Source organism: Streptomyces sp. NPDC001407, assembly GCF_042895325.1.
Classification (GTDB): Bacteria; Actinomycetota; Actinomycetes; order Streptomycetales; family Streptomycetaceae; genus Streptomyces.
Map to the genome: position 1 here is coordinate 1 of NZ_JBIAWF010000020.1, position 25,027 is coordinate 25,027.

General features: G+C 72.5%; 20 protein-coding genes and 1 tRNA gene. 11 read left to right on the forward strand and 10 right to left on the reverse strand.

Annotated elements, in window-relative coordinates:
* Positions 1-206: 206 nt before the first annotated feature.
* The 3 genes from ACFY1P_RS24900 to ACFY1P_RS24910 form a co-directional block, all read right to left on the reverse strand.
* A complete protein-coding gene (locus ACFY1P_RS24900; protein ID WP_390751916.1) occupies positions 207-1,100 on the reverse strand; it encodes a cellulose-binding protein in 894 nt (297 codons plus the stop codon).
* A 192-nt stretch (positions 1,101-1,292) separates the two neighbouring features.
* Positions 1,293-4,412: an SUKH-4 family immunity protein gene (locus ACFY1P_RS24905; protein ID WP_390751917.1), complete on the reverse strand. Its 3,120-nt coding sequence runs from the start codon at positions 4,410-4,412 to the stop codon at positions 1,293-1,295.
* Positions 4,413-4,419: 7 nt separating this feature from the next.
* Positions 4,420-5,397: an SMI1/KNR4 family protein gene (locus tag ACFY1P_RS24910; protein ID WP_361533222.1), complete on the reverse strand. Its 978-nt coding sequence runs from the start codon at positions 5,395-5,397 to the stop codon at positions 4,420-4,422.
* 365 nt (positions 5,398-5,762) lie between these two features.
* Here ACFY1P_RS24910 and ACFY1P_RS24915 point away from each other — a divergent pair, with 365 nt between their 5' ends.
* Both ACFY1P_RS24915 and ACFY1P_RS24920 read left to right on the forward strand, forming a co-directional pair.
* Positions 5,763-6,302 carry a YwqJ-related putative deaminase gene (locus tag ACFY1P_RS24915; protein ID WP_361533219.1) on the forward strand — a complete coding sequence of 180 codons (540 nt, stop codon included), beginning with the start codon at positions 5,763-5,765 and terminating at the stop codon, positions 6,300-6,302.
* A 4-nt stretch (positions 6,303-6,306) separates the two neighbouring features.
* Positions 6,307-6,813 carry an SUKH-3 domain-containing protein gene (locus ACFY1P_RS24920; protein WP_361533216.1) on the forward strand — a complete coding sequence of 169 codons (507 nt, stop codon included), beginning with the start codon at positions 6,307-6,309 and terminating at the stop codon, positions 6,811-6,813.
* Positions 6,814-6,889: 76 nt separating this feature from the next.
* On the opposite strand, the gene ACFY1P_RS24925 is transcribed toward ACFY1P_RS24920, so the two are convergent.
* Positions 6,890-8,266: a histidine kinase gene (locus ACFY1P_RS24925; protein WP_361533213.1), complete on the reverse strand. Its 1,377-nt coding sequence runs from the start codon at positions 8,264-8,266 to the stop codon at positions 6,890-6,892.
* Positions 8,267-8,428: 162 nt separating this feature from the next.
* On the opposite strand from ACFY1P_RS24925, the gene ACFY1P_RS24930 reads away from it, so the two are divergent.
* The 5 genes from ACFY1P_RS24930 (at position 8,429) to pth (ending at position 12,573) form a co-directional block, all read left to right on the forward strand.
* Positions 8,429-8,499: transfer RNA gene (locus tag ACFY1P_RS24930), tRNA-Gln, on the forward strand.
* A 118-nt stretch (positions 8,500-8,617) separates the two neighbouring features.
* On the forward strand, positions 8,618-10,084 hold the full coding sequence (gene glmU, locus ACFY1P_RS24935) for a bifunctional UDP-N-acetylglucosamine diphosphorylase/glucosamine-1-phosphate N-acetyltransferase GlmU (RefSeq protein WP_361533210.1): 1,467 nt from the start codon (positions 8,618-8,620) through the stop codon (positions 10,082-10,084).
* Positions 10,085-10,157: 73 nt separating this feature from the next.
* Positions 10,158-11,135, forward strand: a complete 978-nt coding sequence (locus ACFY1P_RS24940) for a ribose-phosphate diphosphokinase (RefSeq protein ID WP_116212181.1) — start codon at positions 10,158-10,160, stop codon at positions 11,133-11,135.
* 185 nt (positions 11,136-11,320) lie between these two features.
* Entirely contained in the window at positions 11,321-11,899 is a 579-nt protein-coding gene (locus ACFY1P_RS24945) for a 50S ribosomal protein L25/general stress protein Ctc (RefSeq protein ID WP_361533207.1), read from the forward strand.
* An 83-nt stretch (positions 11,900-11,982) separates the two neighbouring features.
* On the forward strand, positions 11,983-12,573 hold the full coding sequence (pth, locus tag ACFY1P_RS24950; protein WP_361533204.1) for an aminoacyl-tRNA hydrolase: 591 nt from the start codon (positions 11,983-11,985) through the stop codon (positions 12,571-12,573).
* A 211-nt stretch (positions 12,574-12,784) separates the two neighbouring features.
* On the opposite strand, the gene ppc is transcribed toward pth, so the two are convergent.
* Positions 12,785-15,538, reverse strand: a complete 2,754-nt coding sequence (ppc, locus tag ACFY1P_RS24955; RefSeq protein WP_390751970.1) for a phosphoenolpyruvate carboxylase — start codon at positions 15,536-15,538, stop codon at positions 12,785-12,787.
* Between the two features lie 213 nt (positions 15,539-15,751).
* On the opposite strand from ppc, the gene ACFY1P_RS24960 reads away from it, so the two are divergent.
* Both ACFY1P_RS24960 and ACFY1P_RS24965 read left to right on the forward strand, forming a co-directional pair.
* Positions 15,752-16,732, forward strand: a complete 981-nt coding sequence (locus ACFY1P_RS24960) for an acyl-CoA desaturase (protein ID WP_390751918.1) — start codon at positions 15,752-15,754, stop codon at positions 16,730-16,732.
* On the forward strand, positions 16,729-17,421 hold the full coding sequence (locus ACFY1P_RS24965) for a TetR/AcrR family transcriptional regulator (protein WP_361535032.1): 693 nt from the start codon (positions 16,729-16,731) through the stop codon (positions 17,419-17,421). The genes ACFY1P_RS24960 and ACFY1P_RS24965 overlap by 4 nt, the downstream gene beginning before the upstream one ends.
* 167 nt (positions 17,422-17,588) lie before the next feature.
* On the opposite strand, the gene ACFY1P_RS24970 is transcribed toward ACFY1P_RS24965, so the two are convergent.
* Positions 17,589-18,383, reverse strand: coding sequence for a trans-aconitate 2-methyltransferase (locus tag ACFY1P_RS24970; RefSeq protein ID WP_361532699.1), 795 nt, complete (start codon positions 18,381-18,383; stop codon positions 17,589-17,591).
* A gap of 153 nt (positions 18,384-18,536) precedes the next feature.
* On the opposite strand from ACFY1P_RS24970, the gene ACFY1P_RS24975 reads away from it, so the two are divergent.
* Positions 18,537-19,034, forward strand: a complete 498-nt coding sequence (locus ACFY1P_RS24975; RefSeq protein ID WP_361532696.1) for a MarR family transcriptional regulator — start codon at positions 18,537-18,539, stop codon at positions 19,032-19,034.
* On the opposite strand, the gene ACFY1P_RS24980 is transcribed toward ACFY1P_RS24975, so the two are convergent.
* From ACFY1P_RS24980 to galT, 4 genes are all read right to left on the reverse strand, one after another.
* Complete coding sequence (locus ACFY1P_RS24980; RefSeq protein ID WP_390751919.1) at positions 18,993-19,769, reverse strand: LuxR C-terminal-related transcriptional regulator; 777 nt, start codon at positions 19,767-19,769, stop codon at positions 18,993-18,995. The genes ACFY1P_RS24975 and ACFY1P_RS24980 overlap by 42 nt on opposite strands.
* 319 nt (positions 19,770-20,088) lie before the next feature.
* Positions 20,089-21,243 (reverse strand): galactokinase, encoded by a 1,155-nt coding sequence (gene galK / locus ACFY1P_RS24985; protein WP_390751920.1) that lies wholly within the window; start codon positions 21,241-21,243, stop codon positions 20,089-20,091.
* Entirely contained in the window at positions 21,240-22,202 is a 963-nt protein-coding gene (gene galE, locus ACFY1P_RS24990; protein ID WP_361532687.1) for a UDP-glucose 4-epimerase GalE, read from the reverse strand. Before galE ends, galK begins: the two co-directional genes overlap by 4 nt.
* Positions 22,199-23,239, reverse strand: a complete 1,041-nt coding sequence (gene galT / locus ACFY1P_RS24995) for a galactose-1-phosphate uridylyltransferase (RefSeq protein WP_390751921.1) — start codon at positions 23,237-23,239, stop codon at positions 22,199-22,201. Before galT ends, galE begins: the two co-directional genes overlap by 4 nt.
* A 103-nt stretch (positions 23,240-23,342) precedes the next feature.
* Here galT and ACFY1P_RS25000 point away from each other — a divergent pair, with 103 nt between their 5' ends.
* On the forward strand, positions 23,343-25,013 hold the full coding sequence (locus tag ACFY1P_RS25000) for a sodium:solute symporter family protein (RefSeq protein ID WP_390751922.1): 1,671 nt from the start codon (positions 23,343-23,345) through the stop codon (positions 25,011-25,013).
* The last annotated feature ends 14 nt before the right edge of the window (positions 25,014-25,027 follow it).

Genomic DNA, 25,027 nt, shown 5'->3' on the forward strand with positions numbered 1-25,027 from the left:
TCCCCAGCCCGGAGGCCCCACCCCCGGCACCCACCACCACCCAAGCCCGGCCGGCGATTGAGGCCGCCCGCCGCAGGCGCACACAACCCGCACCCGACAACGGCGAACCCCACAACCACAGCCCGGCCGGCGCTTGAGGCCACGCCCGAAGGGCGTCCCGCCGCAGGCGCGAACCGAGCCGCACCCAACAACGAACCGCACCCCCATCAATCCGCCGCCTCCCCCACCGGCTTCCCCGTAAGCGCCGCCAAAGAATGCCGCACATGCGCCATATGCGACCGCAACTCCTCCCGCCGTTCCTCGTGCTCACGAAGCACCCGCTCCGTGTCACGGACGATCCGCTCCTCACGCACACGAGCCTGCGCGATCAGAGCCGCGGCCTGGGCGTCCGCGTCCTCCTGCCCGTGGCGGGCCGCTTCCTCCGCCTCCGCGTAGCGGCGCTGGGCCTCGGCCAGGGCGTTGCGGCCGTACTCCTCCATGGCGGCGACGCGGACGTCGAGCGCGGCCTCGTGTTCGGCGATCTCGTGGCCCGCCGCGTCCCAGCGTTCCGCGTGGTCCTTCTCCTGCTCGGCGAGGGCGTCGGCGGTGCGCTCGCGCATCTCCTTCAGGGAGGTGACCGCCTCGGTGCGGCGGGCCTTCGCCTCGCGCTGGGCGACGGCCCGGACGTCGTCGGCGACGGAGTGCGCGGCCAGTCCGGCCTGCCGCGCCCAGTCCTCCGCCTCGGCGCGGACCTCCGTCGCGTACTCGTGGGCGGCGTCCCGCACCGCCCGCCCGTGGGCGTCGGCGGCGTCCATCAGGGACGTCGCCTCCGCCTCCGCCCGCTCCTGCAGGCCCGCCGCCTCGGCCTGCGCGGTGAACAGCAGGCCCTGCGCGCGGTGGCCCAGCGACTCGTACGTCTGCGGCGGCAGCTGCTGCACCAACTGCCGCAGGCGCGCGACCTCGTCCTCCATCTCGCGCGCGAGCACCGTCAGCCGCGCCGCGCGCTCCCACGCCTCGTCGCGGCGCCGCTCGCACTCGACGAGGGCACGGTCCACCTGTTCAGGGCGGTAGCCACGGCCCCGTACCACGGTGAAACCGTCAGGAGATACCGATGAACTCATCCTCGAAGCCCCTCATATCCCGGACAACCGAATGACGCGGTCCGGCGCACATCATTCCTGGACGGCGTGAGTGCCCAGAACCCGACACTCCGCCCGCTTCCTCCCGCAAGGTTGTGCCGACCGACGACGCGGGGCGCCCGCCCCTTCGTCCAAGGGTCGAACGCCCCGCGTCGTCGACACATCGGCCGGCCCCTAGAAGAGACCGTCCCACATCTGCTCCACCAGCACCGCCCACCAATTCTCCGGCGACGCCAGGGCGGCCGGGTCCAGCGCCGCCAACTGCTCCTGGAAGTCCACGGTCCAGCGGCCGGCCTGTTCCGGCGTCAGGCCGTAGCGCCAGCGCCACATCTTGCCGAGGAGCGCCAAAGAGCGAACGAACTGGGGGAGGCTCGTGTTGACGAACTGCGGCGCCACGGAACCGCCGTCCGCCCCCGCCTCCATCGGCACGGCCACGATGTGCGCCGTGCCGTACTGCACGCACAGCTGACGGCCGTAGTCGCTGCCCATCACCAGATACGAGCCGGCGTCCGGCGCCGGGCGCACCCCGCGCTCCGCCGCCAGCTCGGCCAGCGTCGGCACCGGGCGGCCGGGCTGTGCCTGGCCCCAGAAGAACGGGCCGAGGTCCATCGGCAGGCCCGCCCAGACGAGCGTCTGCGCCACGATGTCCGGCACGCCCTGCCGCGACACCGCGCGCTGCTCGAAGCGGAACACACCCTGCGGACCGAACGACTCCGCCAGCTCCCGGCCGATGACATCCGGCCCGACCGGCGGCAGTTGGGCCGAGCCGGACAGCGGCACCCGGTTCGGCGCCGGCCGCGCCGGGCCGTCGGCGACCTGGTGCAGCTCGCCCTGATGCTCAATCAGGTGCCGCATGCCCTGCTGCCGGGTCGCCAGGTCCCGGCCGTACGCGGCGGTGTGGCTGATCCGCACCTGCGGCCAGGTCTCCCGCACCATGCGGGCGCAGTAACCACCCGGCAGATCACAGGACTCCAGCTCCGTGTGCAGCTCCAGCACCTGCTGCGGCGGCACGTTCATCGCCCGCAGCTCGTGCAGGATCTGCCACTCGGGGTGCGGCGTCCCCGGCGCGCTGCGCCGGATCAGCTGCTGCTCCGAACCGTCGGCGGCGCGGTAGCGCAGCACGGCCATGTAGCCGGGCCCCACGGTGGGCACCCCGGCGGGCTGCGGCGGATAGCCGTAACCCTGCGGGGCGGCGGGTACCTGCGGGGCGCCGGGAGTGCCGGGGCCCGCGAGCATGGTGGCCGCGTGGTGCACGGGCGCACCGGGCGGCTGCCCGGGAACGCCCGGGGCACCGGGCGCGTGCGGTACGCCGGGGCCCGGCGTACCGGGACCGGCGAGCATGGTCGCCGCGTGGTGCACCCCACCGGGCCCCTGCGGCGGCCCCTGCGGGGCACCGGGAGGCTGGGGTGCGCCAGGAGCCGGCGGGGCGCCGGGAGGCCGGCCCGGTGCACCGGGAGCCCCCGGGGCGGCGGGCATGCCGGGGGTGCCCGGGGTGGCCAGCATCGTCGCGGCGTACGCGGCACCGGGGCCCTGCGGGGTGCCGGGGGGACCCGGGGGCTGCGGGGCGGCCGGGCCCTGAGCGGCACCCGGGGCGCCGGGAGCCCGAGGCGCCCCAGGAGGCTGCCCCGGAACACCGGGAGCACCGGGGGCATGCGGAACCTGCGCCGCACGCGCACCGGGCTGCCCGGGGGCAGCGGGAGCGCCGGGCATACCGGGCCCACCGGGCTCGGCGAGCATCGTGGCCGCCGCGTGCGCCGCACCGGCGCCGGGCGCGCCAGGCGCACCGGGAGGACCGGGCGGTACGGGCCCGCCGACGCCCGGAGTCCCCGGCGCTGCCGGGGCGTTGGGCGGCTGACCGGGCACGCCAGGCGCACCCGGAGGCCGCGGCACGCCCACACCAGGAGCCGCCGCTGGACCACCCGGAGCAGGCGCCGCCGGTCCCTGCGCACCCGGGCCCGCCGGGTCGTCGAGCGCCGGGGCGATCGCCGTACGCGGCAGCGCGCTGCCCGCGGGCATCAGCGCCGTCTTGGCGTCGGGACCGACGCCCGGCACCGGGAAGTCGTCCTCGTCCGTACCGGACAGGGCGGGGGCGAGCACCGTGGCGGGCAGCCCGACGGAACGGTCCCCGTCGTCCTCGCCCGCGTTCGTGTCGGCCCAAGGAGTCGCCGACGCGTCGGCGGCCCCGCTCGTGGCCGACGACGCACCCGCGTCCGGCCACACGGAAGCGTCGGAATCCGCCCCCGGGGCGGAGGAAGCGTCCGGCCAAGCGGCCGCACTGACCTCAGGCGCACCCGAGACCCCACCGGCCGCACCCGAAGCACCGTCAGCACCCGGGGCAGTCGCGGGCGCTGCCGCGCCCGGCGCGGAGGGGGCATCCGGCCAAGCGGAACCCGCCGCCACGGAAGCACCCTTCGAACCCGCGCCCGCCGCAGACGCACCGGCAGACACACCCGCCGACCCACCGGATCCGTCTTCCGACGCGGAGGCAGCATCCGGCCAAGCGGCCGCACCGGCCGCAGACGCACCCGGCACCGCAGGCGCACCGGCGACCCCAGCACCCGTCCCTGAAACACCATCAGCACGCGACGCAGGCGCAGGCGCCACAGGCGCACCCGGCACCGCAGGCGCACCCAAGGCCCCAACGCCCGCACCCGAAGCACCGGACGCCGCCGCAGGCGTGACCGCATCCGGCCCCGGCGCAGCCGAAGCAGCCGAACCCGCAGCCCCACCGGAACCCGCCGCCACAGCCGCGCCCTTCGAGCCCGCGCCCGCCGCAGGCGCACCCGCAGGCGTCACACCCCGCCCCTCGGACGAATCCGTTCCGGGGGCCGACGTCGCGTCCGACCAGGCCGGGGCCGGCCCGCTCGGCCCGCTCGGCGCGGCCGACGTGCTCGAAGACGACGGGCGGCGGTCCGGGATGCCGATCGCGTCGGCCGCGTCCTGGAGCCACTGCGGCGGGCTGAGCAGGAAGGACGTCGCCTCCAGGTCCAGCCGCTTGGGCGGCGCGTCGGACGGCGGCGGCAGTTGTTCGTCCACAGCCCCGTACTCCTCCTCGTACCGGCGGATCACCTCGCCCACCGGCAGACCCGGCCAGAGCGTCGTCTCGCCGCTGTCCCGGGCTATGACCAGGCGGGCCCGGCCGCCGTCCGACGTCGGGCCGTCCTCGCGGTCCTCCGCCCAGACCACGAAGCCCAGGTCGAACTCCCGTACCCGCACCTCGCGGTGCAGATACGCCGGCACGTCGCCGTTGACCCAGCGCTCCGCGCGCTCCTGTGCTTGCGCGAACGTCACCATCCCGCGCTCACCCCTCCACCGGGACGGCGTACGCGAAGCCACCGTCGACCATCAGGTTCGCGACGGTCTCCAGCTCCGGCGGGCCACCGGCCAGCCGGGAGAGAAACGCGTCGAAGTCCTCACCGCAGGGCAGCAGCAGCCGCTCCACCCGCTCCTGCACCGTCCAGCCGTCCCGGTCGCGGGCGTCGTCGAACGGGCAGAACCACACCGTGCCGAGCGACTCGCCCTTCACCTTCACCGCGAGGACGCCGCCCTGCACGAAGCCGACGCCCAGATAGTCCTTGGTGAAGTGGTCGCGCAGGCACTTGTTCACATAGACCAGGTCGTTGACGGCCGCTTCGTCGCGCACCGTGAAGAACGGCTGGTCGATCAGGAGCCCGAGCTCCGCGTCGAGCGCGGCGCCCACCGGCGCGCAGCCGCCCGCGGCCTTCAGGAAGGCGCGGTACGCGCCGGGCAGGCGGTAGCCGAGGTCCTCCTCGACGCCCTGGACCTGTTCCTCCGTCACCGCCAGGTCCCGCTGCGGCAGCGCGAAGTGCACCGGACGCGTCTCCTGCAACGGCCGCGTGCCGCGCTTGTCCTGGTCCACCGCCGCCGTCGCCAGCCCCGCGTGGTGCCGCAGCAGCGCCTTCACCTCGACCGGGACGAGCTCCAGCCGGCGCGTGCCCGCCACGTGGTGCCACGTCCAGCCGTGCGGCGTCGCCACGCTCGGCAGGCTCGCCCACAGCTCGTGTCCGGCGGCGTGCTGGGCGGCGTTGGCCGACACGTAGTCCGTCAGCCGCAGCTCGTCGACGCCGAAGCCCTCCGGCGGTTCCGCGATCTCCGCGGCCGCACGCGCGTACGGCGAGAAATCCGGGAAGCCGTCCTCGTCCACCCGCACGCCCTTGGGATGGCGCGCGGCACGGACCGGATCCGGGAAGTGCACGACCTGCCCGGCATAGGCCGTGTTCGGTGGCGCGGCGTGCTGCCCGAGCCGACCTGTCGTCATGGCGGATGCCCCCTGCTGACTCTGTCACCTGACGCCCAGGACACGTGCGGCGGACACCGCGGGCCACCGGGCCACCGGCCGCGCCACGGGGCGGCCCGGCCGGTCGGTGTCCCCATGGCCGAGAACACCCCGTTCGGCACAGCCTATGCGCTGCCGCGAGGCGGGGACCGCCCAGCGGACCGCACGCACCGCGCCACGCCGCCCGGGCGCCACTGGCCGCCCCCGGCGCCGCATCCCATAGTGATCACACGACACATGAACACCACACGGCACGCACCCAACCCCGACCTGACTTCCACACCCGCCATCCCATTTGGCAGGCTGATCCCCGCAACAGGGGGATTGCACGGGAGGGAAGAACCACCATGCACACGACTCAGGACCGCCAGCCCGTGGACGAACGCGCCTCCGCACCCGGAGACCCCCGGCTCAGCTGGAGCGCCACCGACGACGCGGACAGACCGCCGGCCCTGCTCCACCGCCGCGACGGCATCCTGCCCCTTGTGGCCGCCGCGCTCTCGGTCCGCGGCGAGACCCTGACCTGCACCGGGGGCAAGGCCGACCAGCCGCCGACGCTCCATCCGCTCGTCCAGGACTTCCTGGACACGCTCACCAGCGACCGGCGCGAACGCTTCACCGGCCGGTGCCCCGAGGCCGTGCTCCTCACCCGCTATCTGAGCGCCTTCGAGGCGGGCCGGAGCAAACGTGCCGCCCGCAAACCGCTCACCCACAGCGAGGCGAAACGCGCCCTGAAGCACGCCAAGCTCACCGCCCGGCACATCCGCGAGGACGGCGACCCCCGGCACGGCGGCTACGCGGCCCCCTGCCGCTCCTGTACGGCCCTCCTCACCCACTTCGGCGTACGGAGTGTCGACCCCGCCGCCCCGACCAACGGCAAGGGCTGACCCCATGCGCGCCTTCGAACGCACCGCCGCCACCCGCTTCCCCGTCGCCGTCGACGCCGCCCTCCGCGAGGCCGGCTGGCAGCCCGGCCGCTGGGACATCAAGGCCGCCGAGAACTGGGCCGACGCCCTGCGCGCCCACACCTCCCCGGCCGGGCACCGGCACACGGTCTTCCCCGCCGCGGTCGAGGCGTGGGCCGAATTCGGCGGGCTGCACGTCACCGCGCCCGGTCCCGGCCGCCACATCGCGCCGACGCCCTTCCACATCGACCCGCTGCACGGCCTCCACCTCGCCCGCACGGTCGCGGACCTCGGCCGCGCGCTGGGCGCCGAGGTGTGCCCGCTCGGCCAGGAGGCGGACGGGCAGGCCCTGCTCGCCATCGACACCCACGGGCGGGTCTACAGCCTCGACCACAGCGGCGACTGGTACCTCGGCTCGGACATCGACCGCGCCATCGGCACGCTCGTCACCGGCGCCCGTCCCTCCCGTCTGTCGGCGGGACCGCGCGCGTAGGAGTGCCGGGCGGCCCGGCGCACCGCCCTCACGGGGGTCGACTTCCGGCCAAAAGCAGGGCGGTAACCGGCCTAATTCAGGCCGCCATCCGGCCTTCCTCCGACGGGATCACCGCCGAGACCCGGAATCCACCCACATCCGTCACGCCCGCCACAAAGACCCCACCGAGCGCCGACACCCTCTCGCGCATCCCGACCAGGCCGTTGCCGCCGCTCGGCAGGCCCACGTCCGCGCCGCCGTCCGGGGGGCCGTTCTCCACCTGGAGGGCCACCTCGCCCTCCCGGTGCGCGACCCGCACTATGGCCTTCGCGCCCGGGGCGTGCTTGTGCACATTCGTCAGCGCCTCCTGCACCACGCGGTAGGCCGTGCTCTCCACCCGCGCGCCGTGCGAGCGCTCCTCGCCCTCGACACACAGATCCACCGCCATGCCCGCGGCCCTCGACAGACCCACCAGGTCCTCGAGACCGTCCAGACACGGGCCGTCACCGGCGGCGGCCTCGGCGGCCCCGGCTCCGGCCCCGGCGGCCACCACGCTCTCCGACACCCGTGCCGAGGCCACCGCGGCGACCTCCGCCAGCCGCTGCGAATCCGCGGCCGAGGACTGGGCGGCCACCGGGCCGTCCGACGACGTCCGCAGCACCCCCAGCATCTCCCGCAGCTCCGTCAGCGCCTGCCGGCCCATGTCGCCGACCAGGCCCGCGTTCTTCGACGCCTTCTCCGGATCCTTCAGCGCCACCGCCTGAAGCGCCGCCGCGTGCACCACCATCAGCGACACCCGGTGGGCCACCACGTCGTGCATCTCCCGGGCGATCCGCGTGCGTTCCTCGTTACGGGCCCACACCGCGCGCTCCTCCGCCCGGTCCGCCAGCAGCGCCAGCTCGCGCTCCAGGCCGTCGGCCCGCTCCCGCAGGCTCTCGACCAGCCGGCGGCGCGCCCCCACGTACAGCCCCAGCAGCACGGGCGGCGCGGACAGACCCAGCGCCATCAGCGCCGAGAAGAACACGGTGAGCCAGATGCCCGGGTGGTAGCCGTCCTGCGACATGTCCTGGTGGAAGCGCACGTACGTCACCACGAACGTGCCCGCCACCGACACCCCGGCCAGCACCACCGTCAGCCGCCGCGCCACGTCGGACGCCGCCAGGGTGTAGAGACCGACGATGCTCAGCAGGAAACCCATCTCGGCCGGTGTGATCGCGATCGACACCAGCACCACGGCTATCGGCCAGCGCCGCCGCAGCAGCAGCGACGCCCCGGCCGGCAGCCCGATGAGCAAGCCGACCGCAGCGGGCAGCCCCGCGTCGCTCGCGAAACCGATCCCCTCCAGCGCGCACTCCAGCGCCGACAACAGCGCGAGCGTCACGTCCAGCACCAGACTCCGACGCCGCCCCCACCACCACGGCCCCCCGGGCGCGCCCCGCGCGCCCGCCTCCGCGATTGCCCCCGTTGTGGTCATACCACCCAGACTACGGGCGCCCGCCACCGGTTTTCCCTCCCGCGCGGGAGCGCGGGCGGGCGCGAAGAGGGACCCGCACCGTCGCACCGAGGCCGTGCCGTACGGCATAGTGGTGGCTGCGCTCGTGCCCGATCCATGAAATTGGACACAGCGGACGAACCATCCCGGGTCGTCTAATGGCAGGACAAATGGTTTTGGTCCATTGAATGAGGGTTCGATTCCTTCCCCGGGAGCTCACAGGCCGCACATCCACGGGTCCTGACCGCCCAGGTCAGGACCCGCCCGCGTTTCGGCCCTCGAACGCACCGGTATCCTTCGGATGTCCACCACCCGAAGCCGAAGGGCACACCCGTGAGCGCCAACCGCCCGGCAGCCGTCGTCGTCCTCGCAGCGGGTGAGGGCACCCGCATGAAGTCGGCGACCCCCAAGGTCCTCCATGCCATCTGCGGCCGCTCCCTCGTCGGGCACGTCGTCGCCGCCTCCCGCGAGCTGGACCCCGAGCACCTCGTGGTGATCGTGGGGCACGAGCGCGAGAAGGTGTCGGCGCACCTGGCCGAGACCGACCCCGCCGTCCGCACCGCCGTGCAGTACGAGCAGAACGGCACCGGCCACGCCGTGCGCATGGGGCTGGAGGAGCTCGGCAACGGCGGCGTCGTGCTGGACGGCACCGTGGTCGTCGTCTGCGGTGACACCCCGCTGCTCACCGGCGGCACGCTGCGCAGGCTCAGCGACGTGCACGCCGCCGACGGCAACGCCGTCACCGTGCTGACCGCCGAGGTCCCCGACTCCACCGGCTACGGCCGCATCGTGCGCGACGCGGCCACCGGCGCCGTGACCGCGATCGTCGAGCACAAGGACGCCACCGAGGAGCAGCGCGCGATCCGGGAGATCAACTCCGGTGTCTTCGCGTTCGACGCGCAGCTGCTGACCGACGCCCTCGGCAAGGTCCGTACGGACAACAGCCAGGGCGAGGAGTATCTGACGGACGTCCTGGGCATCCTGCGCGAGGCCGGGCACCGGGTGGGCGCGGCCGTGGCGGGTGACCACCGGGAGATCCTGGGCATCAACAACCGCGTCCAGCTCGCCGAGGCGCGCAAGCTGCTCAACGAGCGCCTGCTGCACGTGGCGATGATGGACGGCGTGACGGTCGTGGACCCGGCGTCGACGCTGATCGACGTGACCGTGACCTTCGAGCGCGACGCGGTCGTCCACCCGGGCACCCAGCTGCTGGGCGCGACGCACCTCGCCACCGGCGCCGAGGTCGGCCCGAACTCCCGGCTGAAGGACACCTCGGTCGGCGCGGGCGCGGTCGTGGACAACACCGTCGCGGACGGCGCGGAGATCGGCGAGGGCGCGAACGTCGGCCCGTACGCCTATCTGCGTCCGGGCACCCGGCTGGGGACGAAGTCCAAGGCGGGCGCGTACGTGGAGATGAAGAACGCCGTGATCGGCGAGGGCACCAAGGTGCCGCACCTCTCCTACGTCGGGGACGCCACGATCGGCGAGTTCACCAACATCGGCGCCGCGAGCGTCTTCGTGAACTACGACGGCGTGAACAAGCACCACACGACGATCGGCTCGCACTGCCGGACCGGCTCGGACAATATGTTTGTGGCTCCGGTCACGATCGGGGACGGCGCCTACACCGCGGCCGGCTCGGTCATCACCAAGGATGTGCCCCCGGGTTCGCTGGCCGTCGCACGTGGACAGCAGCGGAATATCGAGGGCTGGGTGGCTCGTAAGCGCCCGGGAAGCGCAGCCGCACAGGCCGCTTCCGCCGCTCAGCAGGACGGTCGGGACACCGACGCCGAACAGTGACCGTGACACGGGCGCGTCGTGCGGGGCGTACCGTGATAAGCGCACACAAAGCGACATCCAAGGAGACTGTGCTGTGACCGGGATCAAGACGACCGGCGAGAAGAAGCTGATGCTCTTCTCCGGCCGCGCCCACCCCGAGCTTGCCGAGGAGGTCGCGCACCAGCTGGGCGTCGGCCTGGTCCCGACCAAGGCATTCGACTTCGCCAACGGCGAGATCTACGTCCGCTTCCAGGAGTCGGCGCGTGGCGCCGACTGCTTCCTGATGCAGAGCCACACGGCTCCCATCAACAAGTGGGTCATGGAACAGCTCATCATGATCGATGCGCTGAAGCGGGCCTCGGCCCGGAGCATCACCGTGGTCGTGCCGTTCTACGGTTACGCGCGCCAGGACAAGAAGCACCGCGGCCGCGAGCCGATCTCGGCGCGCCTGGTCGCCGATCTGTTCAAGACCGCGGGCGCCGACCGGATCCTGACGGTCGACCTGCACACGGACCAGATCCAGGGCTTCTTCGACGGCCCGGTGGACCACCTGTTCGCGCTGCCGATCCTCGCGGACTACGTGGGCGCCAAGGTCGACCGCGACAAGCTGACGGTCGTCTCCCCGGACGCCGGCCGGGTGCGCGTGGCCGACCGCTGGTGCGACCGGCTGGGCGCGCCGCTGGCGATCGTGCACAAGCGCCGTGACAAGGATGTCGCCAACCAGGTCACGGTGCACGAGGTCGTCGGTGACGTGAAGGGCCGGGTGTGTGTCCTGGTCGACGACATGATCGACACCGGTGGCACCATCTGCGCCGCCGCGGACGCGCTGTTCGCGAACGGCGCGGAGGACGTCATCGTCACCGCGACGCACGGTGTGCTGTCGGGTCCGGCCGCGGACCGGCTGAAGAACTCCAAGGTGAGCGAGTTCGTCTTCACCAACACCCTGCCGACGCCGGGCGAGCTGGAGCTGGACAAGATCACGGTGCTGTCGATCGCGCCGACGATCGCGCGCGCGGTGCGCGAGGTCTTCGAGGACGGTTCGGTGACGAGCCTCTTCGAGGAGCAGGCGTAAGTCGCCCGCTGACTGATCGATTTCTGGGCGGCCTCCCCGCCGGGTACACTGCACAAGTTGCTCGGCGAGGGAGGCCGCACTTTTTTTCGGTGCGGCGGTCCGTTATCGACGCGCTCTTCGTAGCAGGTCTGTCGTGGGCCGGGTAACGGCCGTCAGATCCTTTTTCTTATCTACGAGGAGTGCGTATGTCCGAGGTCAAGATCCCCGCACAGATCCGCCGCGAGTTCGGCAAGGGCTTCGCCCGCCGCGCCCGTGTCGCCGGCCAGGTTCCGGCCGTCGTCTACGGTCACGGTGGCGAGCCGGTCCACGTGACCCTGCCGGGCCACGACATGATGATGGCGCTCAAGACCCCGAACGTCCTGCTCTCCCTGGACATCGAGGGCCGCACCGAGCTGGTCATCCCCAAGGCCGTCCAGCGTGACGCGCTCAAGGGCTTCCTGGTCCACGTCGACCTGCTGGTCGTCGCCAAGGGCGAGAAGGTCACGGTCGAGGTCCCGGTCCACACCGAGGGCGAGCTGGCCCCGGGCGGCAACCTGCTCGAGCACGTGCTGAACACCCTGTCGGTCGAGGCCGAGGCCACCCACCTCCCCGAGGCCGTCGTCGCGAACATCGCGGGCCTCGAGGCCGGCGCCTCCGTCCTGGCCAAGGACATCGTCCTGCCGGCCGGTACCTCCCTGGCCGTCGACGGCGACACCGTCGTCCTCCAGGTGCTGGCCGCCCAGACCGAGGCTCCGGCCGAGGCCGCCGAGGGCACCGAGGCCTGATCCAGGCCCTTCCCTCGTTTTTCCCGCCGCCGCCCCGCTCTTGTCGAGTGGGGCGGCGGTCGGCTGTGGAGGAGAATGTTCGGATGACGGACGACACGAGCCCTTGGCTGATCGTGGGGCTGGGCAACCCGGGCCCCGAGTACGCGGCGAACCGCCACAACGTCGGCTTCATGGTGGCCGACCTGCTGGCGGAGCGGCTGGGGGCGAAGTTCAAGGCGCACAAGTCGCGGGCGCAGGTGGTCGAGGGCCGGCTCGGCGCGCCGGGCCCCTCCAGCCGCCGGGTGGTCATCGCGAAGCCGATGTCGTTCATGAATCTGTCGGGCGGCCCGACGGCGGCGCTGCGGGACTTCTACAAGGTGCCGGTGGAGCGGATCGTCGCGGTCCACGACGAGCTCGACATCGATTTCGGCCAGCTGCGGCTGAAGCTGGGCGGTGGCGACAACGGCCACAACGGCCTGAAGTCGATCACGAAGGCGATGGGTCCGGACTACTGCCGCGTGCGTTTCGGCATCGGGCGGCCGCCGGGTCGTATGCAGGTGGCCGACTTCGTGCTGAAGGATTTCTCGTCGCCGGAGCGGAAGGAATTGCCGTTCGAGGTGGACCGGGCCGCTGACGCGGTGGAGACGCTGATCGTTGACGGCCTGGAGCGGGCGCAGGGCACGTACAACTCGTAGCGGAACTCCTGCCTGCGGGCCGGTTGCCGCCTGCGGCGGGCTTTTTCCCCTACCCGCCCCTTCCCGGAACTGGGGCTCCGCCCCAGACCCCGAAGCACGCTTCGCGCGCTGTCCTCAAACGCCGGACGGGCTGATTTCAGCCCGTCCGGCGTTTGAGGACGCGGCCGCAGGCCGCTCCCGCCGCAGGCGCAGCGGGCCCGCGCCCAGAAGATCAGCCCGTGTTACGCAGGCCCGCAGCCACCCCGTTCACGGTAAGAAGCAACGCCCGCCCCAGCAACGGATCCGCCGTCTCCCCCCGCTCCGCAGCCTGCCGCTGGCGCGCGAGAAGCGTCACCTGGAGATACGAGATCGGGTCGAGATACGCGTCGCGGATGTGGAACGTCTGCCTCAACACCGGGCTGGAATCGAGCAGTTCCCGCTCCCCGGTGATCCGCAGGACCTCCTGCACGGTCAGCTCGTGCTCCGCGCGGATCGTGGCGAAGACGTGCTTGAGGCCGTCCGGGACGAGCGTGTCGACGTAGTGCTGGGCGATGCGGAGGTCCGTCTTGGCGAGGGTCATCTCGACGTTGGAGAGGAAGTTCTGGAAGAAGTGCCAGTGTTCGTGCATTTCGTCCAGGACGTTGTCGAGTCCGGCCTCGCGGGCGGCCTTGAGGCCGGAGCCGACGCCGTACCAGCCGGGGACGATCTGGCGGGACTGGGTCCAGCCGAAGACCCAGGGGATGGCGCGCAGGCCGTCGAGGCCGGCGCCGGAGTCGGGGCGGCGGGAGGGCCGGGAGCCGAGGTGGAGCTCGGCGAGCTGGTCCACCGGCGTGGAGGCGAAGAAGTAGGCCGGCAGGTCCGGGTCCTCGACCAGGCGGCGGTACGCGCCGTGGGCGGCGTCGGAGACCGTGTCCATGGCGGCGTCCCAGCGGGCGAGTGCCTCGTCGGACTGGCGCGGTGAGGTGTGCAGGGCGGAGGCCTGGAGCGTGGCCGCGACGGTCAGTTCCAGGTTCTCGCGGGCCAGGGCGGGGATGAGGTACTTGTCGGAGATGACCTCGCCCTGCTCGGTGACCTTGATCTCGCCTTCGAGCGTGCCCCAGGGCTGGGCGAGGATCGCGTCGTGGGTGGGGCCGCCGCCGCGGCCGACGGTGCCGCCGCGGCCGTGGAAGAGGCGCAGCCGTACGCCGTAGCGGTGGGCGACGTCGCGGAGGCGGCGCTGGGCGCGGTGGATCTCCCACTGGGAGGTGGTGATGCCACCGAACTTGGAGGAGTCGGAGTAGCCGAGCATGACCTCCTGGACGTCCCCGCGCAGCGCGACCAGGCGCCGGTAGGAGGGGTCGGCGAGCATCTCGTCGAGGATCCGGTCGGCTTCCTTGAGCTCGTCGGTGGTCTCCAGGAGCGGCACGATGCCGATCTTGGCCCAGCCGGCGTGCAGGTCGAGGAGTCCGGCCTCGCGGGCCAGGACGGCGGCGGCGAAGACGTCGTCGGCGCCCTGGCACATGGAGATGATGTAGGACTCGACGACCTCGGGGCCGAAGCGCTCCAGGGCCTGCTTGATCGTGCGGAAGACGCCGAGGGTCTTCTGCCCGCCGGCGTCCAGCGGCGCGGGCATGGGGGACAGCGGGCGGCGCGAGCGCAGCTCCTTGGCGAGGAGCTTGCGGCGGTAGTCGCGGGGCATGTCGGCGTAGCGCCAGGACTCCTCGCCGAGCCGGTCGAAGAGCTGGCCGAGGGCGTGGTGGTGGGCGTCGGCGTGCTCGCGGACGTCCATGGTGGCCAGGTGCAGGCCGAACGCGGCGAGCGTGCGCAGGGCGCGCTCCAGGCGGCCGTCGGCGATCAGGCCGCCGCGGTGGGCCCGCAGGGAGTCCTGGATCAGCTGGAGGTCGGCGAGGAGTTCGCCGGTGCCGAGGTAGTCGCGGCCCTCCTGGTGGGGGGTGTCGCGGGCGAGGCGCTCGCGGGTGTTGACGAGCTTCTGCCGGACGCAGGTGGCCTTGAGGCGGTAGGGCTCCTCGGCGTTGAGGCGCTTGTAGCGCGGGCTGATCTCGGGGAGGAGTTCGAGGTCGCGCTGGAGGGAGGAGAGGAGCTCCTCGGTGGCGCCGCTGTTGCGGATGGAGTTGGAGAGGGCGCTGCGCAGCTGGTCGACGAGTTCGAGGGCGTCGGTGATGCCGTGCTCGTGCTGGAGGATCAGGACGTCCCAGGTGACCTGGGGGGTGACGTTGGGGTTGCCGTCGCGGTCGCCGCCGATCCAGGTGCCGAAGGTCAGCGGGCGGGTGGTGGCGGGCAGGGCGAGGCCGACGCGGTCGAGCTCGGCGGCGAGGTCCTCCAGGACGTCGCCGACGGCGTTGGCGTGCAGCTCGTCGAGGTAGTAGATGGCGTTGCGGGCCTCGTCCGTGGGCTCCGGGCGGGCGACGCGGAGCTCGTCGGTCTGCCAGAGCAGGTCGATGTTCTCGGCGAGGCGCAGGTCGGTGCGGCGCTTGTCCCCGGTGACGCCGGCGGGCGCGTCGAGCAGCTCGGCGATGCGGCGGAGCTTGTTGAGGACGCTGCGGCGGGCGGCTTCGGTGGGGTGCGCGGTGAAGACGGGGCGTACGCCGAGGTGGTCGACGGTCTGCCGCAGGTGCTCGGGGTCGGCGTCCTTGAGCTGGTCGGCGGTGCGGGCGAGTATCGAGCCCTCGGCGTCGCGCTTGGCCTGGAGCTCGCGGCCGCGGTGCACCTGCTCGGTGACGTTGGCGAGGTGGAAGTAGGTGGAGAAGGCGCGGACCAGCTTGGCCGCCGTCTCCAGATCGGTGTCGCCGAGGAGCCGCGCGGCGGCTTCGCCGTCGGTGCGGGTGAGGGCCCTGACGCGCTCGACAAGGTCGAGGAGGTCCTCGCCCTCCTGGCGGACCAGGGTTTCGCCGAGGAGGTCGCCGAGGCGCCGGATGTCGGCGCGCAGGGCGGCGCTGCGCTGTGCTTCGGCGTCGTTCCGCGGGGATTCCTCGGCGGCGAGGCTGATGGGGTCGGCACTGCTCACAGGTGCGGCTCCTTGCAGAGTTTCTGGCACGTCTGGAGGGTTTGCGGACCGCGCTGTCCGACGGTGACCAGCATAGGTCGCCACCCGACGCGCGGTTGTCCACAGCCCTCTTGCTCCGGAGCGCCGCCCTGCCATACTTACGTAGCCGTAGGTTACGGACCCGTAGCCATGCCCCGAGCCCCCTTAAGGGATCTCATGACTGCAAGCCCCGACGTGATCGAAGACGCGCCGAAGGCCCAGGAAACGCCGCTCCCCTCCGCCACTCTGGGCAGTGACAGCAAGCGCTCGGTGGAGCAGCTCGCGCTGTTGCTGTTCATCACCGTTCCGTTCGTCGCCCTGCTGGCCGCCGTCCCACTGGCGTGGGGCTGGGGGGTGAGCTGGCTCGATCTCGGGCTGATGGTGGCCATGTATTACATCGGCTGCCACGGCATCACGATCGGGTTTCACCGGCATTTCACGCACGGCGCGTTCAAGGCGAAACGGCCGCTGAAGGTCGCGCTGGCGATCATGGGGTCGATGGCGGTGGAGGGGCCGCTGGTGCGCTGGGTGGCGGATCACCGCAGGCACCACCGCTTCTCGGACGCGGAGGGTGACCCGCATTCGCCGTGGCGCTTCGGCGAGACCGTGCCGGCGCTGCTGAAGGGCCTGTGGTGGGCGCACGTCGGCTGGATGTTCGACGAGGAGCAGACGCCGCAGCAGAAGTACGCGCCCGATCTGATCAAGGACCCGGCGATCCGGCTGGTGTCGCGGCAGTTCGTGCTGTGGACGGCCGTGTCGCTGCTGATCCCGCCGCTGGTCGGCGGATTGATGACGTGGTCATGGCAGGGCGCGGTGACGGCGTTCTTCTGGGGTTCACTGGTGCGGGTGGCGTTGCTCCACCATGTGACGTGGTCGATCAACTCCATCTGCCACGCGGTGGGCAAGCGCCCCTTCAAGTCGCGGGACCGCTCGGGCAATGTGTGGTGGCTGGCGGTGCTCTCCTGCGGTGAGTCCTGGCACAACCTGCACCACGCCGACCCGACCTCGGCCCGGCACGGCGTGCTGAAGGGCCAGCTGGATTCGAGCGCCCGCATCATCCGCTGGCTGGAGAAGGCCGGCTGGGCGTACGACGTGCGCTGGCCCGACGCGGACCGCATCGACTCCCGGCGGAAGGAAAGCGCCGTTCACGCGGCATGATTGACAGCGTGGCGACCGACAGCAAATCCAGCAGTGACAAGAACCGGACCCCTGCTCCGGGAGCCCGGCGCACCCGCCGCGTGCGGATGACCGGCGCGGAGCGCCGGGAGCAGCTGCTGGACATCGGTCGCACCCTCTTCGCCGAGCGGGGGTTCGAGGGCACCTCGGTGGAGGAGATCGCGGCGAAGGCCGGGGTCTCCAAGCCGGTGGTCTATGAACACTTCGGCGGCAAGGAGGGGCTGTACGCGGTGGTGGTCGACCGCGAGATGCGGCAGCTGCTCGACATGGTGACGGGCGCCCTGACGGCCGGGCACCCGCGGGAGCTGCTGGAGCAGGCCGCCTTCGCCCTGCTGGACTACATCGAGACATACACGGACGGCTTCCGCATCCTCGTCCGCGACTCGCCCGTCGCGCAGTCCACGGGCACCTTCGCCTCCCTCATCAGCGACATCGCCACCCAGGTCGAGGACATCCTGGGCCTGGAGTTCAAGGCCCGCGGCTTCGACGCGAAGCTGGCCCCCCTCTACGCCCAGGCCCTGGTGGGCATGGTCGCGCTCACGGGCCAGTGGTGGCTGGACGTCCGCAAGCCGAAGAAGGCGGAGGTGGCGGCGCACTTGGTGAATCTGGCGTGGCACGGGCTGGACGGGCTGGAGCCTAAGCCTCGCCTTGTGGGCCACCGGAGGTCGTAGCGGCCGTCGTCGCCTTGCGGCGGCCTTCTTTTTCTTTCCCCAGCCCCGCCCCTTCCCGAACTGGGGGCTACGCCCCCAGACCCCCGAAGCACGCTTCGCGCGCTGTCCTCAAACTCCCCCAGCTACCGCTGGGGGAGTTTGAGGACGAGCGCCGCAGGCGCTGCGCGTCAGCGGACCCGCGCCACCACGAAAATCCTCCGGAACGGAAAGACCGTGCCCCGCGGCCCCGCCGCATACGCCTCGCGCAACAGCGACCCGTACGTCGCGAGGAACTCCGCCACAGCCTCCGCATCGGACCCCAGCGCCGTCAGGACCGGCCGCAGGGCCGTGCCCTTCGTCCAGTCGAGGACGGGGTCCGGACCGGGCAGCAGCTGTACGTACGTCGTCTCCCACGCGTCCACCTCCAGGCCCAGGCCCGCGAGCCGGTCGAGGTATTCGCCCGGCTCCAGGACGTGGCCGCCGCGGTAGAGGCCGCCCAAGCGGGCGCGCCAGCGCGGGCTTTCGCAGAGGTCGTGGAGCAGGACGTGGCTCGGTGCCGTGAAGTTGCCGGGGACGGTGAAGGCGAAGGTGCCGCCGGGCGCGAGGGCCCGTACCCAGGCGGGGAAGAGGTCCTCGTGGCCGGGGATCCACTGGAAGGTCGCGCTGGAGAAGATCAGGTCGTACGGGTCGGCCGGGGCCCAGTCGGCGAGATCGACCCGCGCGAAGTCGACCAGGCCGCCACCGGCGGTGCGCTCCGCCTCGGCGAGCATCTCCGCGGAGTTGTCGAGTCCGGTGATCCGCGCGCCGGGCCAGCGCTCGGCGAGGAGGGCGGTGACATTGCCGGGGCCGCAGCCGAGGTCCACGATGCGGGCGGGCTCGCCCGGCAGCTCGGGAACGCGGGCGAGGAGGTCGTGGACGGGGCGGGTGCGGTGGCCGGAGTGGCGGAGGTACTGCCGCGGGTCCCATGTGGGTGCGCTGGTCATGAGTGAAGCCTCCAGACAGGGGCGCGCGTACGGGCAGGGGGGCGCTCAGCGCCCCGTACGTACGGGTTCCGTACGCCGATGACTCCAGCATCCGCCCCAAAGTCTCTTGACGTCAAGAGACTTCATGTCGACAGACCAACTACACTGATCGTCATGGAGGACGAGGTCGATCGACTTGTGTCAGCGTGGCGCCGCGAGCGCCCGGACCTCGACGTGGAACCGCTCGAGGTGCTCAGCCGCGTCAGCAGACTGGCCCGCCACCTCGACCGGGCCCGGCGACTGGTCTTCGCGGAGCACCAGCTGGAGCCGTGGGAGTTCGACGTGCTCACTTCCCTGCGCCGCGCGGGCGATCCCTATCAGCTCTCCCCCGGCCAGCTGCTCACCCAGACGCTGGTCACCTCCGGCACCATGACCAACCGCATCGACCGGCTCGCCAAGCGCGGCCTCGTCGAGCGGCTGCCCGACCCCAGCGACCGCCGGGGCGTGCTGGTGCGGCTCACCGCCGAGGGGCGCGACCGCGCGGACGAGGCGCTCGCCGGGCTGCTCGCCCAGGAGCGCGCCATCCTCGCCCGGCTGCCCGGCGGGCAGCGCCGCGAACTGGCCGATCTGCTACGTCAGTTGACCGCCCCGTTCGACAATGTGCCCGGCTAGGTCGACCGGCCCCACCCCGGCCCGCCGGGCCAGCGCCACCGCCGCGAGCGTGGAGTGCACGCCCAGCTTCCCCAGCACGTTCTGCATGTGCGTGCGCACGGTGTGCGGGGAGAGATAGAGCCGCTCGGCGACGGCCTTGCGGCCCAGTCCGGCGACCATGCAGCGCAGCACCTCGCGCTCGCGCGGGGTCAGCGACTCCACGAGCCGCTCGCTCTCGGTGCGGTGCTTGCGCGCGGCCGTGAGCTCCCGCAGCACCCCGGTGAGCAAGGCAGGCGGGAGGTGCGTCTCGTCCCGCAGGACGCCCCTGATGACGGCCAGCAGCCGGGACAGCGAGCAGTCCTTGGCCACCCAGCCGCCCGCGCCCGCCTGGAGCGCGGCGGCGGCCCGTCTGGGGTCGTCGCGCTCGGCGAGCACCACCGTCCGCACGGCGGGCTGGCCGCTGCGGACGCCCGCCACCAGCGAGATCCCGTCGACGACGCCCTCCGCCGGCGCGCCCTCGTGCCCGGGCACGCGCTGGCCCGGCACGACGTCCGCCGCCACCGTGCCCAGATCGGCGTCGATCAGGAGCACGTCGAAGCGACGGCCCTCGCCCGCCGCGCGCTCCAGAGCGCGCATCGCCGCCGGACCGCTGCCGGCCGCCGAGACGTCCACATCCTGCTCGGCCGCGAGGGCAGCGGCGAGCGACTCGGCGAAGATGCGGTGATCGTCGACCACCAGAACCCGAATTCGTGCCACAGCCACCCCCATGTCCCGGGTAGGCGGGCAGTGCGGGTACGGCGCCCGGTGCCGGGGTCGCCACGCGCGCACGGCCGCCGCCGTGCCATGACAACTACCCCGCCCCCGGGCGTCGTACCTGACTGTCTCGCCCCCTGATCAGCGTCGGCCCCCACCGGCGCTGTGCATCAGCGTACGGCGGGGGTCCGGCGACGGAAGCCGATTGGCAAAACTGCCTGACCCGCGTGTTTATGGTGAGCTTTCTGTTCAGTATTGGGGCAGTGAACGACATGGAACGACTCGATGTTGTCCATGTACCCGCCGGTTTTCGCACTCCGGCCTACGCCAGCCGACGGGCGCCCGCCCCCGCGACCACCGCAAACACCCGCGGCCGGGCGTGGCCGGCTCGCGCGAAGGCGCCCAGAACGGCGCGTTCCACATCCGCCGCACGCTCCGCGGGCGCCAGCGCCACCACCGATCCGCCGAACCCCGCGCCGGTCATCCCCGCGCCCAGCGCCCCCGCGGAATTCGCAACCGCGACCGCCAGGTCCAGCTCCGGGCAGGAGACCCGGAAGTCGTCGCGGAGCGAGGCGTGCCCGGCGTCGAGGAGCGGTCCGACGGCCCGGACGTCGCCCGCGTCGAGGCGCTCGACGACCTGCCGGACGCGCTCGTCCTCGGTGACGACATGACGCACCAGGGCCCGTAGCCCTGAGTCCGGCAGCCGGTCCAGGGCGTCCTCCAGGCGGTCGTGGGGCACATCGCGCAGCGCGCGTACGCCCAGCGCGCGGGCCCCCGCCTCACAACCGGCGCGCCGCTGCGCGTACGCGCCGTCGGCCAGCGCGTGCTTCACGCGGGTGTCGACGACCAGCAGCCGCAGCCCGGCGGCCTCCGGGTCGAAGGGCACCTGGCGGTGGGTGAGGTCGCGGGTGTCCAGGTGGAGCGCGTGTCCGGCGACGCAACTGACCGACGCGGTCTGGTCCATGATCCCGCAAGGGACGCCGACGAAGGCGTTCTCGGCCCGCTGGCAGATCCGGGCGGTCTCCCGTGGGTCGAGGCCGAGCCCGGCCGTCCCCGCGAGGGCGAGGGCGACGGCGCACTCCAGGGCCGCCGAGGAGGACAGCCCGGCGCCCTGCGGGACGTCGCCGTCGATCTGGAGGTCGGCGCCGCCGAGTTCGTGGCCGGCCTCGCGCAGGGCCCACAGCACCCCGGCGGGGTAGGCGGCCCAGCCGGTGGTGCGGCCCGGTGCCAGGTCGGCGGGGCCGAGTTCGGCCCAGCCGGTGGCGGGGTCGTCGCCCCGGTGCAGGCGCAGCCGGCCGTCGTCGCGGGGCGCGGCCGCGGCCCGTACGGTGTGCGGGAGGGCGAGCGGGAGCACGAACCCCTCGTTGACGTCGGTGTATTCACCGATGAGGTTGACCCGGCCGGGGGCGGCCCAGACCCCGGTGGGCGGGTGCCCGAAGGCCCGCTCGAAGGCGTCGGCCGCGGCGCGGGCGCTCATTCGGCCGCCACGCGCCGGGCGAACTGCCAGGCGTCCCCGATGATTTCGGCCAGTGCGGTGCGGCGCGGGCGCCAGCCGAGGGTCTCGGCGGCCCGCGCGGCGGAGGCCACCAGGACGGCGGGGTCGCCGGGGCGGCGGGCGGCGGCGGTCTGCGGGACGGGGTGGCCGGTGACCTTGCGGGCGGTCTCGATGACCTCGTGGACGGAGAAGCCGTTGCCGTTGCCGAGGTTGCAGATCAGGTGCTCGCCGTCGCGGGCCGCGGAGAGGGCCAGGAGGTGGGCCTCGGCGAGGTCGGCCACGTGGATGTAGTCGCGGACGCAGGTGCCGTCGGGGGTGGGGTAGTCGTTGCCGTAGACGGCCACGGACTCGCGCTCGCCGAGGGCGACCTGGAGGACGAGCGGGATGAGGTGGGTCTCGGGGGTGTGCCGCTCGCCGTGGTGCCCGTGGGCGCCCGCCACGTTGAAGTAGCGCAGGGAGACCGCGGCCAGGCCGTGGGCCACGCACTCGCCGCTGATCATGTGGTCGACGGCGAGCTTGGTGGCGCCGTAGGGGTTGGTGGGGGCGGTGGGGGCGTCCTCGGTGATCGGGACGGTCGCGGGCTCGCCGTAGGTCGCGGCGGTGGAGGAGAAGACGAGGGTGCGCACGCCCGCGTCGCGCATGGCGGCCAGCAGGCCGGCGGTGCCGCCGACGTTGTTGCGCCAGTACGGCTCGGGGTCGGCGACGGACTGGCCGACCTGGGAGTACGCCGCGAAGTGCAGCACCGCCTCGTAGGAGCTGTCCAGCCACTGCCCGGCGTCCTGCACGCGGCCCTCGATGAAGCGGGCGCCCTCGGGGACGCTCGCGCGGTGGCCGGTGGAGAGGTCGTCGAGGACGGTCACGCTGTGCCCGGCGGCCAGCAGGTGGGCGGCGACCACGCTCCCGACGTATCCGGCGCCGCCCGTGACCAGGTATGTGCTCATGTGCTGGCTACCTCTCGCAGTCGCTCGGCCGCGGCCTCGGGCGGCACGTCGTTGATGAACACACTCATGCCGGATTCGGAACCGGCGAGGAACTTCAGCTTGCCGGGAGCCCGGCGGACGGTGAAGAGCTCCAGATGCAGGGCGAATTCACTCCTGTGGGGGTGGCGGAACGGCGCCTGGTGCCAGGCGGAGATGTACGGCGTGGGCTCCGGGCTGCCGAAGATCCGGTCGAAGCGCCGCAAGAGTTCCAGATAGACCCGCGGGAACTCCGCGCGGGCCGCGTCGTCGAGGAAGCGCAGGTCGGGGACGCGGCGGCGGGGGTGGAGATGGACCTCGTACGGCCAGTGCGCGGCGTACGGCACGTAGGCCGTCCAGTGCTCGGTCTCCAGGACGATCCGGCGGCCGTCGGCGCGCTCGGCGGCCAGGGTGGCGTCGAAGAGGTTCTCACCCGTCTCGCGGCGATGCCCGGCCACGGAGGCGAGCACGCACTCGGTGCGCGGGGTGGTGAAGGGGTAGCCGTAGATCTGGCCGTGCGGGTGACCGAGGGTGACACCGATCTCGCGGCCGCGGTTCTCGAAGCAGAAGACCTGGGCCACCGAGGGGAGTTCGGCGAGCTCGGCGGTGCGGTCGGTCCAGGCGGCGAGGACGAGCGCGGCCCGTTCGTCGTCGAGGCAGGCGAAGGAGGCGTCGTGGTCGGGGGTGAAGCAGACGACCTCGCAGCGGCCGGAGTCCCCGGCGAGGGAGGGGAAGCGGTTCTCGAAGACGACCACGTCGTAGTCGGCCGCGGGGATCTCGGTGTCCCGGCCGTCGCGCGAGGGGCACAGCGGGCAGGCGTCGGGCGGCGGGTGGTGGGTGCGGCCCTGGCGGTGGGAGGCGATGACGACGCTGTCGCCGAGGAGCGGGTCGCGGCGGACCTCGGAGGCGGTGGCGACGGCGTCGAGGCGCCGCCGGTCGGGGGCCTCGCGCACGGTGTCGTCGCGGAGGTCGTAGTAGAAGAGCTCGCGCCCGTCCGCGAGCCGGGTGGCCGTCCGCTTCATCCGGAACCTCTCTCACCGAACAGTCCGAACACCTTCACACACAACTCAACACAAGGAAGCATGACCCAACAACGCCGTCAACAGCGAGCGATTGAGGTGACCCATGCGCGAACTGGCCGAAGGGCTGCGCCTTCCCGTCAACGGACTCGACTACACGATCCTCGCCCTGTACTTCGCCGTGGTCCTGGGCATCGGCTTCGCGGCCCGCCGCTCGGTCCGCACCAGCCTGGACTTCTTCCTCTCGGGCCGCTCGCTGCCCGCGTGGGTGACCGGCCTGGCCTTCGTCGCCGCCAACCTCGGCGCCACGGAGATCCTCGGCATGGCCGCCAACGGCGCACAGTACGGGGCGTACACCGTCCACTGGTACTGGATCGGCGCGATACCGGCCATGGTCTTCCTGGGCCTGGTGATGATGCCGTTCTACTACGGCTCGAAGGTGCGCTCCGTGCCGGAGTTCCTGCTGCACCGCTTCGGGCCGTCCTCCCACCTGCTGTCGTCCGTGATCTTCGCGGTGTCGTCCGTGCTGATCGCGGGGGTCAACCTCTACGCGCTGGCGCTGGTGCTCCAGGCGCTGCTGGGCTGGCCGCAGTGGGTGGCGATCGTGCTGGCGGGCCTGTTCGTCCTCGCGTACATCACGCTGGGCGGGCTCTCCTCGGCGATCTACAACGAGGTGCTCCAGTTCTTCGTCATCCTCGCCGCGCTGATCCCGCTCACGGTCGTGGGCCTCCAACGGGTGGGCGGCTGGCACGGGTTGTCCCACACCCTCGAGGACAGCCGCGGCGGCGACTATCTGAGCGCCTGGGGAGGCACGGGAATCGGCCACGCCAACCCGCTGGGCGCCAACTGGCTGACCATCGTGCTGGGTCTGGGCTTCGTGCTCAGCTTCGGCTACTGGACCACCAACTTCGCCGAGGTGCAGCGCGCGCTGTCCGCGAAGAACCTCGGCGCCGCCCGGCGCACCCCGCTCATCGCCGCCTTCCCCAAGCTCCTCATCCCGCTCGCCGTGGTGCTGCCGGGCCTGATAGCCGCCGCCATGGAGCCGGCCCTGGGCCGCTCCGGCGGCGACCTCAGCTACAACGACGCGATCCCCGTGCTGATGCGCGACCTGCTGCCGAACGGCGTGCTCGGGCTCGCGGTCACCGGGCTGCTCGCCGCCTTCATGGCGGGCATGGCGGCCAACGTCTCGTCCTTCAACACGGTCTTCACCAACGACATCTGGGCCGCCTACATCCGCAAGGACCGCCCGGACGCGCACTATCTGGCGACCGGCCGGTGGGTGACCGCGATCGGGGTGATCGCGGGCATGGGCACGGCGTTCATCGCGTCGTCGTTCAGCAACATCATGAACTACCTCCAGACGCTCTTCTCGTTCTTCAACGTGCCGCTGTTCTGCGTCTTCATCATCGGCATGTTCTGGAAGCGGGCCACGGCGGCCGCGGGCTTCTGGGGGCTGCTGTCCGGCACGGTCGCCGCGATGCTCAACTACTTCTGGCTGTACAAGCAGGGCGTCGTCGCGATCCCCTCCGACCAGGGCGCCAACTTCGTCTCCGCGATCGTCGCGTTCGCGGTCGGCGCGGTGGTGACGGTGGCCGTCTCCTACGCCACAAAGCCCAAGCCCGTCTCCTCGCTGGCGGGGTTCGTCTACGGCACGACCGCGCCCGGCGTGCCCGAGCCGCCCGCCGAGGGCGACGACGCGTGGTACCGCAAGCCCGCGCTGCTCGGCTGGGGCGCCGTCGTCCTCGCCGCCGCCTGCTACGTCCCGTTCTCCTTCTGACCCCGCCCGGGACG

Excerpts from the sequence above, each read along its gene's own strand:
- galE (WP_361532687.1), bottom strand. The coding sequence starts at position 22,202 with ATGAGCACATACCTGGTCACGGGCGGCGCCGGATACGTCGGGAGCGTG.
- ACFY1P_RS24910 (WP_361533222.1), bottom strand. The coding sequence starts at position 5,397 with ATGACGACAGGTCGGCTCGGGCAGCACGCCGCGCCACCGAACACGGCC.
- ACFY1P_RS24945 (WP_361533207.1), top strand. The coding sequence starts at position 11,321 with ATGTCCGAGGTCAAGATCCCCGCACAGATCCGCCGCGAGTTCGGCAAG.
- galT (WP_390751921.1), bottom strand. The coding sequence starts at position 23,239 with ATGAAGCGGACGGCCACCCGGCTCGCGGACGGGCGCGAGCTCTTCTAC.
- ACFY1P_RS25000 (WP_390751922.1), top strand. The coding sequence starts at position 23,343 with ATGCGCGAACTGGCCGAAGGGCTGCGCCTTCCCGTCAACGGACTCGAC.
- ACFY1P_RS24900 (WP_390751916.1), bottom strand. The coding sequence starts at position 1,100 with ATGAGTTCATCGGTATCTCCTGACGGTTTCACCGTGGTACGGGGCCGT.
- ACFY1P_RS24915 (WP_361533219.1), top strand. The coding sequence starts at position 5,763 with ATGCACACGACTCAGGACCGCCAGCCCGTGGACGAACGCGCCTCCGCA.
- ACFY1P_RS24920 (WP_361533216.1), top strand. The coding sequence starts at position 6,307 with ATGCGCGCCTTCGAACGCACCGCCGCCACCCGCTTCCCCGTCGCCGTC.
- ACFY1P_RS24975 (WP_361532696.1), top strand. The coding sequence starts at position 18,537 with ATGGAGGACGAGGTCGATCGACTTGTGTCAGCGTGGCGCCGCGAGCGC.
- ACFY1P_RS24970 (WP_361532699.1), bottom strand. The coding sequence starts at position 18,383 with ATGACCAGCGCACCCACATGGGACCCGCGGCAGTACCTCCGCCACTCC.
- ACFY1P_RS24960 (WP_390751918.1), top strand. The coding sequence starts at position 15,752 with ATGACTGCAAGCCCCGACGTGATCGAAGACGCGCCGAAGGCCCAGGAA.
- ACFY1P_RS24905 (WP_390751917.1), bottom strand. The coding sequence starts at position 4,412 with ATGGTGACGTTCGCGCAAGCACAGGAGCGCGCGGAGCGCTGGGTCAAC.
- pth (WP_361533204.1), top strand. The coding sequence starts at position 11,983 with ATGACGGACGACACGAGCCCTTGGCTGATCGTGGGGCTGGGCAACCCG.
- galK (WP_390751920.1), bottom strand. The coding sequence starts at position 21,243 with ATGAGCGCCCGCGCCGCGGCCGACGCCTTCGAGCGGGCCTTCGGGCAC.
- ACFY1P_RS24925 (WP_361533213.1), bottom strand. The coding sequence starts at position 8,266 with ATGACCACAACGGGGGCAATCGCGGAGGCGGGCGCGCGGGGCGCGCCC.
- ACFY1P_RS24965 (WP_361535032.1), top strand. The coding sequence starts at position 16,729 with ATGATTGACAGCGTGGCGACCGACAGCAAATCCAGCAGTGACAAGAAC.